A 13389-nucleotide genomic window follows, 5' to 3' on the forward strand; every position below is an offset into this window, starting at 1 on the left:
CACATGGACAGTCGTCCAGGTCAACAGTTGACGCGATCTTTATTTCTGCGTTCTAGGATCATCCAATGCTGAACAGGCTTCCGGCGGACGAGCGTCGCGCGCAACTTGTCGAATCTGCCATGGGAATTGCGGAGCGGGGTGGTATCAGTTCTGTCACCATCCGGGCGGTCGCCGAGAATGCGGGGGTCTCGCTCGGGGTGGTGCACTACTGCTTCGACAGCAAGGAGGCGTTGGTCGCCGCGATGGGCGAGTCGCTCGTCGTGCAGCTGAGCCAGGCGCTGGGCTTCGCCTTCGGTCAGGCGCAGAGCGAAGAGCAGCACGGCGGCCTGCGCGGGCTCCGCGAGGTGCTGCACAGCGGAATCACCGCAATGTGGCCGATCATCGAGGCGACGCCGAACCGTCAGCTTCTCACCTACGAGATCACCGCGTACGGGCTGCGTCAGCAGGCAGCCGGCGCGGAGCTGGCAGGCGTGATCGCGGACATGCAGTACCGGACCATGGACGCCCAGGCCGTCGACTTCCTCGAGCAGTCGGCCGCGCACACCGGCACCAAGTGGACCGAGCCGGTCGCGCACATCGCGCGATTCGCGCTGGCCGTGATCGACGGGATCGTGCTCCGGTGGTTGGTGGACCGGGACAGCGAGGGCGTCATCGCCGAGCTCGACGACCTCGTGCAGATGATCACCGGCAAGGCCGTCGAACTCTGACCCGGGATCGGCTCGCACTTCGCCGCTGCGGAAAAGTGGTCGCGCCAAGACGTGGACAGTCGTCCAGTTCGGGTGGTTGACTCGTTGGCATGACCGCCATTTCCGACCGTCCGGAGACCATGGCCCGCGACGGCGCGACCCGCGCACGACTGGACGCCGCCACCCGCGAGCTGGATCCGCCGCTCGCCGCCATGGACCTGGGGGCGCTGCGCGCCAACGCCGCGGACCTCCTCCGCCGGGCAGGTGGGACGCCCGTGCGGGTGGCCAGCAAGTCGGTCCGGTGCCGCGCGGTGCTCGAGGAGACACTCGGGACCGGGCTCACCGCCCGCGGTGGCTTCCGCGGGATCATGTCCTATTCGCTGCGTGAGGCGATCTGGCTGGTGCGCCTCGGGGCCCGGGACGTCCTGATGGGCTACCCCACCACCGACCGCGGTGCGATCGCCGAGCTGGCCTCGGACCCGCTGCTGCTCGACTCGATCACCCTGATGATCGACAGCGCCGACCACCTCGACGTGGTGCACGCCGCCGCCGGCAGTTCCTCGGTCCCCGCCCGGGTGTGCCTGGACGTGGACGCGTCGCTGCGGGTCGGGCCGGTGCACCTCGGCGTCCGCCGCTCACCGCTGCGTACCCCGGAGGAGACCGAATCGCTGGCCCGGGCGGCCGTGCGACGGGGCTTCCGGGTGGTCGGCGTGATGTTCTACGAGGCGCAGATCGCCGGGTTGCCTGACAGCAGCCCCGCGATCCGACTGGTCAAGCGTGCCTCCGCCGCCGAGCTGTCCAAGCGCCGCGGCGCGGTGGTCGACGCGGTCTCCGCGGCCGCGGGGAAGCTGGAGATCGTCAACAGCGGCGGCACCGGGTCGCTCGAGGTGAGTTCCGCCGACCCGTCGGTCACCGAGGTCACCGCGGGTTCAGGGCTGTACGTCCCGACCCTGTTCGACCGCTACCGCGCGTTCACGCCGCGGCCGGCGCTGTTCTTCGCGTTGTCCGCGGTGCGCCGCCCGACGCCCAAGATCGCGACGCTGTTCGCGGGTGGCTACGTCGCGTCCGGCCCGGCCGGCGCATCCCGGGTGCCGACGCCGGTCTGGCCGGCCGGCCTCAAGTTGCTGCGCAACGAGGGGGTCGGCGAGGTGCAGACGCCGGTCACCGGGCTCGCCGCGGGCGGGCTGCGGATCGGCGACCGGGTCTGGTTCCGGCACGCCAAGGCCGGCGAGCTGTGCGAACGGTTCACCGCCCTGCACCTGGTGGACACCGACGGCACCCGCACCGTGGTCCCGACCTACCGCGGCGACGGGCAGTGCTTCGGCTGACGTCCGGCGGCGGGTAGCGGGCGCTACCCGCCACTCAGGCGCATGAACGCGCCCAGTTCGGACAGGCCCGCCGGTGTCCCGGGCAGGTACTGGATCAGGGCGGGGGACCGGACGATCACCGCCCGCCACTTCCCCCGGGAGACCGCGACGTTCAGCCTGTTGCGGGACAGCAGGAAACCCATGCCGCGGGGCACCTCGTCGATCGACGAGGCGGTCATCGACACGAACACCACCGCGGCCTCCCGGCCCTGGAACTTGTCGACGGTGCCGACCAGGACGTCGCCGAGGCCGGCGTCGGCGAGGCGCGCCCGGATCAGCGACACCTGCGCGTTGTAGGGCGCGACGACGAGGATGTCGCCCTCGGCGAGTGGGCGGGCCGGTTCGCCGACGCCGGGGGTCCATGGCGTGCCGATCAGCGTCCGGACCTCGGCGGTGATGGCCTCGGCCTCCTCGGCGGACTCCGTCGAGTTGCCCCGGTGCTCCACGTGCAGCGTCGTGACGCCGGGCTCCACGCCGGCCAGCGCCCGGCCGGTGGTGACGGGCTCCTGAGAGCGCAGTCGACCGTCGTAGGACAGGTCCGAGACCGCCGAGCAGACCGCGGGATGCATCCGCCAGGTCCGGTCCAGGAAGTACCCGAGTTCGGGTGGCAGCGCGCCGTGTCCCTGGGCGAGCCAGCCCAGTGCGGACGCGTCGACCGGCTCGGGGTGGGTGCCCTGGCTGACCTGCGGCAGCTGCTGCGGATCGCCGAGCAGCAGTAGGTTCCGGGTCGAGATGCCCACCGCGACCGTGTTTGCCAGGGAGAACTGGCCGGCCTCGTCGACCACCAACAGGTCCAGGCTGCCGGCGGGCACCCGGGCGGTGTGCGCGAGATCCCAGGCGGTGCCGCCGATCACGCAGCCGGTCTGCTCGTGCTCGGCGAGGAAGCCGGCCAGCGCGCCGGACTCGATCTTCGTCCAGGCCGGGTGCTCGGACAGCCCGGAACCGGGCTTCTTCGCGACCTGCTCGCCCGGCACCCCGGCGCGCACGATTCCGTCGAGCATGTTCTCGACCACCGAATGCGACTGGGCGACAACACCGATCCGCCAGCCGTACCGGTTCACCAGTTCCGCGACCACCGCCGCGCCGGTGTGGGTCTTGCCGGTGCCGGGTGGCCCCTGCACGGCGAGATAGGAGTTGTCGAGGTCGCGCAGCGCCGCGACGATCGCGGCGGCCCTGTGGTCCGGATCGGCGACGGGGAGGGGGCTGCCGGAGCGGGTGCGGGGCGGCACCCGGCGAAGCACGTCGACGGCGGCCGAGGCGGGCATCGACGGCAGGGCCGCGGCCATCGCGGCGGCCTGCTCGGCGACCGCGGCCTCGATGGCCACCGTGCGGACCGGCTGTCCGGGGGCGAGCGCCATCGGTGCGACGGCATGCGGACCGGTGCCGGTCGGCTCGAGTTCCTCCACGACCGCCACCTCGCGCGGCTTGCCGTCGGGCCCGACCTCCTCCTCGAGCGCGAGGATCGTGACGGGGACGGCGCCGCGGGCGCGCGGGTCGTCGGAGCCGATCCCGCTGCCCTGCTCGTAGAGCGCGTACACCTGGTCCCCGACGCGCACCGTGGTGCCGGCGCCCCAGTGCCCGGCGAGGCGAACGTGCCTGCGCTGCTTGCGTTGCCGCGGCGTGCTCTTGTGCCACTCCACCGGCACCTCGACCCGGTCGGCCACCAGGACGTCGGCGGACTCGGCCCACTCGTCCTCGGGCTGGACGAGCCGGTCGAAGTGCGCCCACCAGAAGGGCTTACGTTCCCGCCGGTGGTAGCCGACCGCGGCGGCCATCAGGGCGGCGGCCCGCTGGTCGTCGGTTCGCTCGCCGGGCAGCGTGTCGCCGACGTGGTCGCGCAGTGCGGTCTCGGCCGCGCTCGGTTCCTCGACGGGCGCCGAGAGCACCTGCTGAGCCGGGTGCGGCCGCACTCCGTGCTCGGCCGCGACGGCCCGCAGCCAGTCCCGCAGCCGCAGCGTCGAGATGCAGTCGTATTCGTTGTAGTCGGCGATCTTCTGCAGGAGGAGATGGGCTGCGCCGTCCTTGCCTGCGTCCCGCAGCGCGCAGTAGTCCGCGTACGCGACGATCGAATCGACGGCGGTGGCGACGTCGTCGCCGCGCAGCTGGTCGCCCATGTACAGGGGTTCGAGCTTCTTGATCGAGTACGACGAGGCGCCGACGCGGACCGCTCCGCGGACTACCGGGTACAGGTCCACCAGTACGTTCTCGCGCAGCAGGGCGTCGACGGATTCCTCGCCGACGCCGTAGCGACCGGCCAGCCGCAGCAGCGCGGTCTTCTCGTAGGCCGCGTAGTGGTAGACGTGCATGCCGGGGAAGCGTTTCCGGCGCTCGGCGACGTAGTCGAGGAAGTCGAGCAGGGCGCGGCGCTCCTGCGCGCGGTCGTGGGCCCAGAACGGGCGGAAGGTTCCGTCGGTCTCAGTCACCCCGAACAGGTACTCGAGGCCCCAGTCGGTCGATCCGTCCTCGGCCCACAGCGGGTCGCCCTCGAAGTCGAAGAAGATGTCGCCCGGGTCGGGTTCCGGGACGGCGGCGAGGGCCGTCGCACCGTCGATCACCTCGTACACCGGGGTGTGCGAGTGCTCCTGCCGGACCTGTGCCGCGGCTTGGGCCTGCAGGCCGCCGAGGGTGCGTGCGCTCATCCCGTGGACCGGCTCGGTCCGGTCGGCGAGGGCGTCGATGTCCGTGACGCCGCCGCGGATCAGCGTCTCGCGCTGTGAGGACCGCATCCCGGCGACCAGCAGCAGGTCTCGGGTTCGCACGATCTCCGGCGTGCACTCATCGCACCGGCCGCAGCCGCGGTAACGCGGATCCGACCAGGACACCGGGGCTTGCTCGCGGTGGTGCTCCTCGAGCATCCGGACCAGCTCGTCGCGGCGCTGCCGGAAGACCGGTGCGATGTCGCCCAGCGGGTGGTCCGCGGCGGCGTGATCGCCGAGGACCAGGGTGGCGTGCGACGCGGTGGGGATCCCGTCCGAGGTCAGCGCGTCCGCGTAGGCGGCCAGCTGCAGCAGGGCCGTCACCTTGGCGTGGCGGGAGAGCTTGGTGTCGACCACCACGTACCGGTCGCCCTCACGCACCAGGAAGTCGCAGAAGCCGAGGAACCGTCCGTCGAAGAAGGTGCCCTGGTAGATCACGTCGGCACCCGCCCGGGCGGCGGCCACGGTCGCCTTGTTCGCCCGGCTGAGCTCCTCGAAGTCCAGGCGTGGTCGGTCGATCCGCACCACGCCCTCGCCGAATCGCTCGACGTACCGGTCGAGCTGACGCTGTTCGTGGGTGGCGCCGAGCTCGGATGTCCGGTCCAGCATGGCGTCCCGCCGGTCGGTGCCGGCCGGTTCGATCCGCCCCAGCTTCGCGTCGAGCCGGCGTAGCAGCGCGTATTCGCACTGCGCGGCCTGGGACAGGTCGCTGGCGCTGTAGATCAACACGTCGTCGAGGAGGAACACGAGGACGACTATCGCAGACGGTGCCGACACGTCCCGTTCGGCGACGAGACCATAATTGGCCGGTGCCGTTCTTCGCCGGGGCCTCCGGGCAGGTCCACTACCGCCACTGGCCCTGCGCCGATCCCGTCGCCGGCCTGGTGTTCCTGCACGGCCGCGGCCAGCACAGCGGCCACTACCACCGCTTCGCGCGGGCGCTCGGGGCCGAACATGTCGAGGTATGGGCCCTCGACCACGTCGGCCACGGTCTCAGCGAGGGCGACCTCGGCGATGCCGGTCCGCTGCGAGAACTCGGCGACAACGCACTGCTGCTCGCCGAGCTCGCCGCCGCGGACCGGCCGGGCCTGCCGCTGTCGGTGATGGGCCACTCGCTCGGCGCGGCCGCCGCGGTCGCCGCGCTGGCCTCGGCGCCGGACGCCTTCGAGGCGGTGGTGCTGTGCGGCCTGCCGCGGTCCGTGGCCGCCGAGCCGGAGCTGCTCGCGGCCGTCCACGCTCCGATCCTGGCGGTGCACGGCGTCGACGACCGGCTCGCGCCGGTCGACCCGGTGCGGGAGTGGGCCGGGCGGCTGCCGGCCGTGGTGCTCCGGGAGTACCCCGACGCGGGTCACGACCTGCTGCACGAGCCGGTGGCGCCGGAGGTGACCGCCGACGTGACCGAGTTCCTCTGGCGGGCTACCGTGCACGAATGACCCCGGACGAACACCTGGACCTGCTTCGGATCGAGGGACACCGGCTGGCCGCGATGCCGGTCGACGCGCTGGACGCCCCGGTGCCCACCGTGCCGGGGTGGACGCTCGAGCGGGTGCTCCGGCACACCGGCAAGGTGCACCGCTGGGTGGCGGCCACCCTCGCGGCCGGACCCGGTGCGGACCTCGGGGGTTCCGCCGAACTCCTGTCGCTGCCGAAGGGACCGGACTGCCTGCCCGCCTACCGCGAGGCGCTGGAGCAGTTGCTCGCCGAACTCACCGCCCACGACTTCGACCGGGCGGCGCCGACTTTCGCCGGACCCGGCACCGTCGGGTTCTGGGCACGACGGCAGGCACACGAGGTCGCGGTCCATCGGGTCGACGCCGCCGACGCCGTCCACGCGGCCGGCGGACCCGCACCCGAGGCGATGTCGGTGACGGGGTCCGTCGACGGCGTCGACGAGTGGGCCCGGCTGATGCTGCCGCGCGTGCTGGCGGAGGTCCCGGTGGTGTTGCGCGAGAAGACTGTCCACCTGCACGGCACCGACGCACCCGACGCCGAGTGGTTGTTGACGCTGACTCCCGACGGCGTGCGGGTCACGGCCGGGCATGCGAAGGGCGACGTCGCGGTGCGGGGCACGGCGCAGGAGTTGCTGCTGACCATGTGGCGACGGCGGCCGCTGGCCGCGCTGGAGGTGTTCGGTGACGCCGGGGTCGCGCAGGCGATGGTGGACGCGGCGCGGATCTGAGCCGACCACGGACGGGTCATCGGGCGCTTCCGCCGCACCCCCAGGACAGTCCGGCGGCCCGCTGCCCGGTGGCCAGGACGTCGGCGAGCATCGCGTCGGTCAGCGCGGCGTCGTCGAGCCCAAGGCACGCGACGACCGTGACGGGTCGGTCGCCGGTACCCGCAACCGATTCGCCGTGCGTGAACTCGGCCTCCTCGAGAGCCAGGACCCGCAACGACGCGTCCCACGCGTCCGCGCCGAAGGCGACGACCGCACGCACCAACGGCCGCAACGACTCCCATTCGGACGCGGGGTCGGTGACGATGCGGGCGCCGAACAGTTTCTGGCCCGTGGCGTCGCGGCCGCCGGGTCGTGCGGCGACCCCCGCGAGGTGCAGCGAGTGCAGCAGCCGCGAATGCGTCGCGGTCGCCGGGGCGACCAGCAACAGTTTGGGAAACGCGTCACCGTATCCGGGTGAGCCGTCCTCCGGGGCGGGGTGCGCAGTCGTCGGCATGGCTGCCATTGAACCCCGACCGCGATCCGGCGCCGAGGTCGGCTAGGTCATGGTCCGTCGGTGGAGCCGAGTGCGAGGGCGATGCGGGAGAAGACTTCGGCCAGCAGGTGGTCGAAGGTGCCGATGGGGGCGTCAATCTCGTCGGGGTTGGGCATTCGATAACTCCTCTGTGAGGTCGGTACAAGAAACGACAAATGGGCCGCTCCAGCTGGATGATTCGGCGGGAACGACCCATTCAGCCACACACCTGCCCCGATCGGGGCAGGAACGTCAGGAGTAGATCGCCGCGATCTCCCGGGGCGACCAGCAGCAGCTTGGGCATCGCGTCACCGAATCCGGCGGCACCGGACTCCGGGTGGTCGGTTCTGGGCGCGGTCGTCGGCATGATCGACATGAACTCCACGCCCAGAACCCGCACCGCTACGTCATGATCACGGCGTCGGTCGAGCCGAGCGCCAGGGCGATCGAGTTGACGAACGAGGTCACCGGGTCGAATACGAGAATGTCCTGCAGGGGCAGCATCGGAAGATCTCCTTCGTGAAGTCGGTACACAAACGACGAATGGTCGTTCCCGCCGGAGAATTCGGCGGGAACGACCATTTAGTCACACGAGCGCATCCCTCGGTCGGGGATTGGTCCGCTCAGGAGTAGATCCCCTCGATCGCGACGGCGAACTCCTGATGGATGATGTTGCGCTTGAGCTTGAGCGTCGGGGTCAGCTCGCCGGTCTCGACGGTGAAGTCGACGTCCAGGATCCGGTACTTCTTGATCTGTTCCGGGTTGGAGACCTTCTTGTTGCCCTCGGCGACCGCGGCGTCGACCTCGGCGACCAGGTCGGCGTGCTTGATCACCTCGGCGATCGGCAGGTTGGCGGCGAGACCGTTGCGCTCGAGCCAACCGGGCAGGGCCTCCGGGTCGATGGTGATCAGGGCGCCGATGAACGGCTTCGCGTCGCCGACCACCAGGCACTGGCTGATCAGCGGGTGGGCCCGGAGCGCGTCCTCGAGCACCGCCGGCGCGACGTTCTTGCCGCCCGCGGTGACGATGATCTCCTTCTTCCGGCCGGTGATGGAGACGAAGCCCTCGGAGTCGATGGATCCCAGGTCGCCGGTGTGGAACCAGCCGTCCCGGATGGAGTCCGCGGTGGCCTCGTCGTTGTGCCAGTAGCCGCTGAACACAACGGGACCCTTCACCAGCAGTTCGCCGTCGTCGGCGATCTTCGCGGCGTGGCCGTTGATCGGCTGGCCGACGGTGCCGACCTTCTGCGCCCGCACGGTGTTGACGGTGATCGCGGCGCTGGTCTCGGTCAGGCCGTAGCCCTCGTAGACCGGGATGCCGACGCCGCGGAAGAAGTGGCCGAGGCGGGCGCCGAGCGCGGCACCGCCGGACACCGCGCGGTCGCACTCGCCGCCGAGTGCCGCGCGCAACTTCGAGTACACGAGCTTGTCGAAGACGGCGTGCTTGAGCTTGAGGCCGAGACCCGGACCGCCGGCCTCGAGGGCCGCGCTGTAGGCGATGGCGGTCTCCGCCGCCTTGCCGAAGATCTTGCCCTTGCCGCCGTCCTCGGCCTTCTGCTTGGCCGAGTTGTAGACCTTCTCGAACACGCGCGGCACGGACAGGATGAAGTTCGGCTTGAACGTCGCGAACTGCTCGAGCAGGGTCGTGAGGTCCGAGGTGTGGCCGACGGTGACCTTGTTGTCGAAGGCGCCGAACGAGATCGCGCGAGCGAACACGTGCGCCAGCGGCAGGAACATCAGGGTGCTCTTCCCCTCGGCCAGCGCGTCGGCCAGGGCGATCTTGACGGCCTGCGACTCGGCGCTGAAGTTGGAGTGGGTGAGCTGCACGCCCTTGGGGCGGCCGGTGGTGCCGGAGGTGTAGATGAGGGTGGCGGGGGAGGCCGCGTTCACCTGGCCGCGGCGCGTGTGCAGGTCCTCGTCGCTGATGCCCGCGCCGCGGGTGGTCAGTTCGTCGAGCGCCCCGGCCTCGATCTGCAACATCTCGCGAAGGTCGGGGGCGGCCTCGGCGACGTCCTTCATCGAGGAGGCATGCTTGGCGGTCTCGACGACCAGCAGCGAGGTGGCGGAGTCCTCGAGGATCCACTTGGCCTGGTCGGGCGAGGAGGTCTCGTAGATGGCGACGGTGCAGCCACCGGCGGTCCAGATGGCGTAGTCGAGCACCACCCACTCGTAGCGGGTGGCACAGAGGATGGCCACCCGGTCCCCGAGCTCGACGCCGGAGGCCATCAGGCCCTTGGCGACTGCCTTGACCTGCGTGGCGAACTCGGCGGCGGTGACGTTGACCCAGGCACCGTTCACCAGCCGCTTGAACGGCACGTGCTGCGGGCACTCCTGCTCGAAGCGGAACACCGTGTCCGCCATCGAGATGTCCTCGGGGATGGAAAACGTTGCCGGAACGTCGAACTCTCGCACTGGGACCCCTTCGTGAACTGCTTGTTTTACCGAGTGTGCATTGGATCACATTCAGTCTAGGTCCGCACCCGCTTGCGATGCCCGGAATGCCCGACTCGCGACACCTCGGGTCGGTTGTCTGTAACTCCGAGTTTTGTGAACTGCGGATTCCGCGGGCGGCAATGAGGTGAAGATCACGTCGACAGCCCGAGTGCGAGCGTCACCTCCCGGTCGGTGAGCTGGTGGAAGTCGCGATAGGCCCCGCCGACGCCGCCAAGCCAGCTCGGGACGAGGGGACACACCACCTCGTCGGCCTCGGCCTCGAGTCGGGCGACCGCCTCTGTCGACGACACCGGGACCGCCACGACCACCCGGGCCGCGTGCTGGGCTCGCGCCACCCGGCAGGCGGCGGCCGCGGTTGCGCCAGTGGCCATCCCGTCGTCGACGATCACCACCACCCGGCCGCTGGGCGGGATCCGGGGCCGGTCGCCCCGCAACATGCGCACCCGCCGGCGGAGTTCGCGGCGCTCGGCAGCCTCGACCGTGGCGAACGCCAGTGCGGTGACGCCGGTCTGCTTGACCACGTCGTCGTTGAGGACCCGCACGTCGTCCTCGCCGAGCGCGCCCATCGCCAGTTCCGGCTGCCACGGCACGCCGAGTTTGCGGACGATGATCACGTCCAGGTCGGCCTGCAGCGCGCGGGCGACCTCGGCGGCCACCGGGACCCCGCCCCGTGGCAGTCCGAGCACGAGCGGGTTCGAGTCGCGGAGGTGTCCGAGCGAGGTGGACAGGTCGCGACCGGCAGTGGCCCGGCTGTCGTAGAGCATCCTGGTTCCGACGCTACGCCGTGCAGCGGTGGTTGCGGTGCCGGTCTTCCCCGCGGGTTCGGTGGGCGCGACTACCGCTGAGTGACGGTGAACCGGCGCAGCGCGAGCGCCGGGTTCTTCTCCCTCACTTCGGCGATCCGCGCGGCGGTGACGTCGGCACGGGCGGTCCCGACCGTCTCGCCGAGCGATGCGAGGACCACGCCCATCGGGTCCACGATCATCGAGTTGCCGGCCCCGGTGCGGGCGCTCTGGTCGGCCGCGGCCACGTAGACGGTGTTCTCGATCGCCCGCGCCCGGATCAGGGTGGTCCAGTGGTCCTCCTTCAGCGGGCCCGGGACCCACTGCGCCGGCATCAGCAGCACGTCCGCGCCGGCGTCCACGATGCGCCGCGTCACCTCCGGGAACCGCAGGTCGTAGCAGGTCTGCATGCCGAAGGTGAGGCCGTCGACGACGAACGTCTCGGGGGACTCGACCGCGCCTGCCCGGATCACCGCGGACTCCTGGTAGCCGAACGCGTCGTAGAGGTGCAGCTTGCGGTACACGGCCTCGATCCGGCCCGCCGGACCGGCCGCGACCAGGGTGTTCGAGATGCGTTCGTCGTCGGCCAGCGCCTCGTTGACACCCGCGACCACGTGCACGCCGAACTCGGCGGCGATCTCGAGCAGGCCGCTGACGAACGGGCCGTCCAGCGGCTCGGCGGACTCGACGAGTCGTTCGTCGGTGCGGGGTGGGGTGAACATCGCGTACTCGGGGGCGAGCACCAGTCGGGCCCCCCGGGCCGTCGCCTCTCCGACCAGGTTGCGCAGGGTCAGGTGGTTCTCGTTCTTGTCCAGGCCCGGGGCGAACTGGGCCACTGCGATCTCGACCATGACACCGAGTATGGCGGGTCGGCCAGGGCGCTACCGGGCACCGTTGATACCACGCGTTAAACTGCTGGTGAAATGAGTGACACGGAGCAGTACCCCGAGCCCGAAGCTGACATCACCACCTTTGCCGATCTCGGCATCGAGGAACGAGTGCTTCGGGCGCTGTCGGATGTCGGCTACGAGTCGCCGTCCCCGATTCAGGCCGCGACGATCCCGCCGTTGATGGCGGGCAACGACGTGGTCGGCCTGGCACAGACCGGCACCGGCAAGACCGCCGCCTTCGCCGTGCCGATCCTCTCCCGCATCGACACCACGCAGAAGCGGCCGCAGGCGCTGGTGCTGGCGCCGACCCGCGAGCTCGCCCTGCAGGTTGCCGAGGCGTTCGGCAAGTACTCGGCACACATCCCGGGCCTGCAGGTGCTGCCCATCTACGGAGGCCAGGCCTACGGCGTGCAGCTGTCCGGGCTGCGCCGGGGCGCGCAGATCATCGTCGGCACGCCGGGCCGGGTGATCGACCACCTGGAGAAGGGCACCCTCGACCTCTCGCACCTGGACTACCTGGTGCTCGACGAGGCCGACGAGATGCTCAAGATGGGCTTCCAGGACGACGTCGAGCGGATCCTCGCCGACACCCCGGAGTACAAGCAGGTGGCGCTGTTCTCGGCGACCATGCCGGCGGCGATCCGCAAGATCTCCAAGCAGTACCTGCACGACCCGGTCGAGATCACGGTCAAGACCAAGACGTCGACCGCGCCGAACATCACGCAGCGGTACGTGCAGGTCGCGCACCAGCGCAAGCTCGACGCGCTGACCCGAGTCCTCGAGGTCGAGACCTTCGAGGCGATGATCATCTTCGTCCGCACCAAGCAGGCCACCGAGGACCTCGCCGAAAGGCTTCGGGCGCGGGGGTTCTCGGCCGCCGCCATCAACGGCGACATCGTGCAGGCGCAGCGTGAGCGGACCATCGGGCAGCTCAAGAAGGGCACGCTCGACATCCTGGTCGCGACGGACGTGGCCGCTCGCGGCCTGGACGTGGACCGCATCTCGCACGTGGTCAACTACGACATCCCGCACGACACCGAGTCCTACGTGCACCGGATCGGCCGCACCGGCCGCGCGGGCCGCACCGGCGACGCGCTGCTGTTCGTCGCCCCGCGGGAGCGCCACCTGCTCAAGGCGATCGAGAAGGCGACCCGGCAGCCGCTGACCGAGATGCAGCTGCCCTCGGTCGAGGACGTGAACGCGCAGCGGGTGGCCAAGTTCGGTGACTCGATCACCGAGAGCCTCAGCTCGGAGAACCTGGCGCTCTTCCGCGGCCTGATCGAGGACTACGAGCGCGAGCACGACGTGCCGCTCGCGGACATCGCGGCCGCCCTGGCCGTGCTCTCCCGCGACGGCGAGTCCTTCCTGATGCCGCCCGAGCCGCCGCCGGCGCCGCGCCGGGAGCGCGAGCCCCGCGCGGAGCGTCCCGCTCGGAAGTTCGACGACGCGCCGAAGGTCGGCAAGGAGGGCCAGGAACTGGCCACCTACCGGATCGCGGTCGGCAAGCGGCACCGGGTGGCGCCCGGCGCCATCGTCGGTGCCATCGCGAACGAGGGCGGACTGCGCCGGAGCGACTTCGGCCACATCAGCATTCGGCCGGACCACAGCCTGGTCGAGCTGCCCGTGGACCTCGCCGACGAGACCCTCGAGGCGTTGCGCCGCACCCGCATCTCCGGGGTGCTCATCCAGCTGACCCTGGACGACGGCCCGCCCGGGCAGCGGCCGCCGCGTGACGGTGGCAAGTTCGACCGCAAGCCGCGGCGCGAGCGCTACTGACGGGAACGCAAGAGTGCCCGGTCACCTTGGTGGCCGGGCGCTTTCGTCT

Annotated in this window: 11 protein-coding genes; 5 read left to right on the plus strand and 6 right to left on the minus strand. The window is 70.9% G+C overall.

Annotated features, from left to right (window positions below; translation table 11 throughout):
- Positions 1-65 precede the first annotated feature (65 nt).
- Both RT2_RS17275 and RT2_RS17280 read left to right on the plus strand, forming a co-directional pair.
- Positions 66-707 (plus strand): TetR/AcrR family transcriptional regulator, encoded by a 642-nt coding sequence (locus RT2_RS17275; protein ID WP_072846025.1) that lies wholly within the window; start codon positions 66-68, stop codon positions 705-707.
- 89 nt (positions 708-796) lie between these two features.
- Complete coding sequence (locus tag RT2_RS17280; protein ID WP_371851180.1) at positions 797-2014, plus strand: amino acid deaminase/aldolase; 1218 nt, start codon at positions 797-799, stop codon at positions 2012-2014.
- 23 nt (positions 2015-2037) lie between these two features.
- Here the strand turns inward: RT2_RS17280 and RT2_RS17285 are convergent, their stop codons facing one another.
- Positions 2038-5496 carry a TM0106 family RecB-like putative nuclease gene (locus RT2_RS17285; RefSeq protein WP_072846026.1) on the minus strand — a complete coding sequence of 1153 codons (3459 nt, stop codon included), beginning with the start codon at positions 5494-5496 and terminating at the stop codon, positions 2038-2040.
- 62 nt (positions 5497-5558) lie between these two features.
- On the opposite strand from RT2_RS17285, the gene RT2_RS17290 reads away from it, so the two are divergent.
- Together RT2_RS17290 and RT2_RS17295 are read left to right on the plus strand one after the other, a co-directional pair.
- Positions 5559-6182 (plus strand): alpha/beta hydrolase, encoded by a 624-nt coding sequence (locus tag RT2_RS17290; protein WP_072846027.1) that lies wholly within the window; start codon positions 5559-5561, stop codon positions 6180-6182.
- Positions 6179-6928 (plus strand): maleylpyruvate isomerase N-terminal domain-containing protein, encoded by a 750-nt coding sequence (locus RT2_RS17295; protein WP_072846028.1) that lies wholly within the window; start codon positions 6179-6181, stop codon positions 6926-6928. The genes RT2_RS17290 and RT2_RS17295 overlap by 4 nt, the downstream gene beginning before the upstream one ends.
- A 16-nt stretch (positions 6929-6944) precedes the next feature.
- On the opposite strand, the gene RT2_RS17300 is transcribed toward RT2_RS17295, so the two are convergent.
- The 5 genes from RT2_RS17300 to RT2_RS17325 form a co-directional block, all read right to left on the minus strand.
- Positions 6945-7421 carry a uracil-DNA glycosylase family protein gene (locus tag RT2_RS17300; protein WP_092776408.1) on the minus strand — a complete coding sequence of 159 codons (477 nt, stop codon included), beginning with the start codon at positions 7419-7421 and terminating at the stop codon, positions 6945-6947.
- A 235-nt stretch (positions 7422-7656) separates the two neighbouring features.
- Complete coding sequence (locus tag RT2_RS17305; protein WP_072846030.1) at positions 7657-7839, minus strand: hypothetical protein; 183 nt, start codon at positions 7837-7839, stop codon at positions 7657-7659.
- A gap of 223 nt (positions 7840-8062) precedes the next feature.
- Positions 8063-9850 carry an AMP-dependent synthetase/ligase gene (locus tag RT2_RS17315; protein WP_072846032.1) on the minus strand — a complete coding sequence of 596 codons (1788 nt, stop codon included), beginning with the start codon at positions 9848-9850 and terminating at the stop codon, positions 8063-8065.
- 173 nt (positions 9851-10023) lie between these two features.
- Positions 10024-10656 (minus strand): phosphoribosyltransferase, encoded by a 633-nt coding sequence (locus tag RT2_RS17320; RefSeq protein ID WP_072846033.1) that lies wholly within the window; start codon positions 10654-10656, stop codon positions 10024-10026.
- A gap of 71 nt (positions 10657-10727) precedes the next feature.
- On the minus strand, positions 10728-11525 hold the full coding sequence (locus RT2_RS17325) for a carbon-nitrogen hydrolase family protein (RefSeq protein ID WP_072846034.1): 798 nt from the start codon (positions 11523-11525) through the stop codon (positions 10728-10730).
- A 72-nt stretch (positions 11526-11597) separates the two neighbouring features.
- Between RT2_RS17325 and RT2_RS17330 the strand changes: the two genes are divergently transcribed.
- Positions 11598-13340: a DEAD/DEAH box helicase gene (locus RT2_RS17330; protein ID WP_072846035.1), complete on the plus strand. Its 1743-nt coding sequence runs from the start codon at positions 11598-11600 to the stop codon at positions 13338-13340.
- The last annotated feature ends 49 nt before the right edge of the window (positions 13341-13389 follow it).

It is taken from the genome of Rhodococcus tukisamuensis NBRC 100609 (assembly GCF_001894985.1).
Lineage (GTDB): Bacteria > Actinomycetota > Actinomycetes > Mycobacteriales > Mycobacteriaceae > Rhodococcus_G > Rhodococcus_G tukisamuensis.

Coding starts and splice junctions, on each gene's coding strand:
- RT2_RS17275 (WP_072846025.1), top strand. CDS start 66: ATGCTGAACAGGCTTCCGGCGGACGAGCGTCGCGCGCAACTTGTCGAA.
- RT2_RS17280 (WP_371851180.1), top strand. CDS start 797: ATGACCGCCATTTCCGACCGTCCGGAGACCATGGCCCGCGACGGCGCG.
- RT2_RS17295 (WP_072846028.1), top strand. CDS start 6,179: ATGACCCCGGACGAACACCTGGACCTGCTTCGGATCGAGGGACACCGG.
- RT2_RS17300 (WP_092776408.1), bottom strand. CDS start 7,421: ATGCCGACGACTGCGCACCCCGCCCCGGAGGACGGCTCACCCGGATAC.
- RT2_RS17320 (WP_072846033.1), bottom strand. CDS start 10,656: ATGCTCTACGACAGCCGGGCCACTGCCGGTCGCGACCTGTCCACCTCG.
- RT2_RS17325 (WP_072846034.1), bottom strand. CDS start 11,525: ATGGTCGAGATCGCAGTGGCCCAGTTCGCCCCGGGCCTGGACAAGAAC.
- RT2_RS17330 (WP_072846035.1), top strand. CDS start 11,598: ATGAGTGACACGGAGCAGTACCCCGAGCCCGAAGCTGACATCACCACC.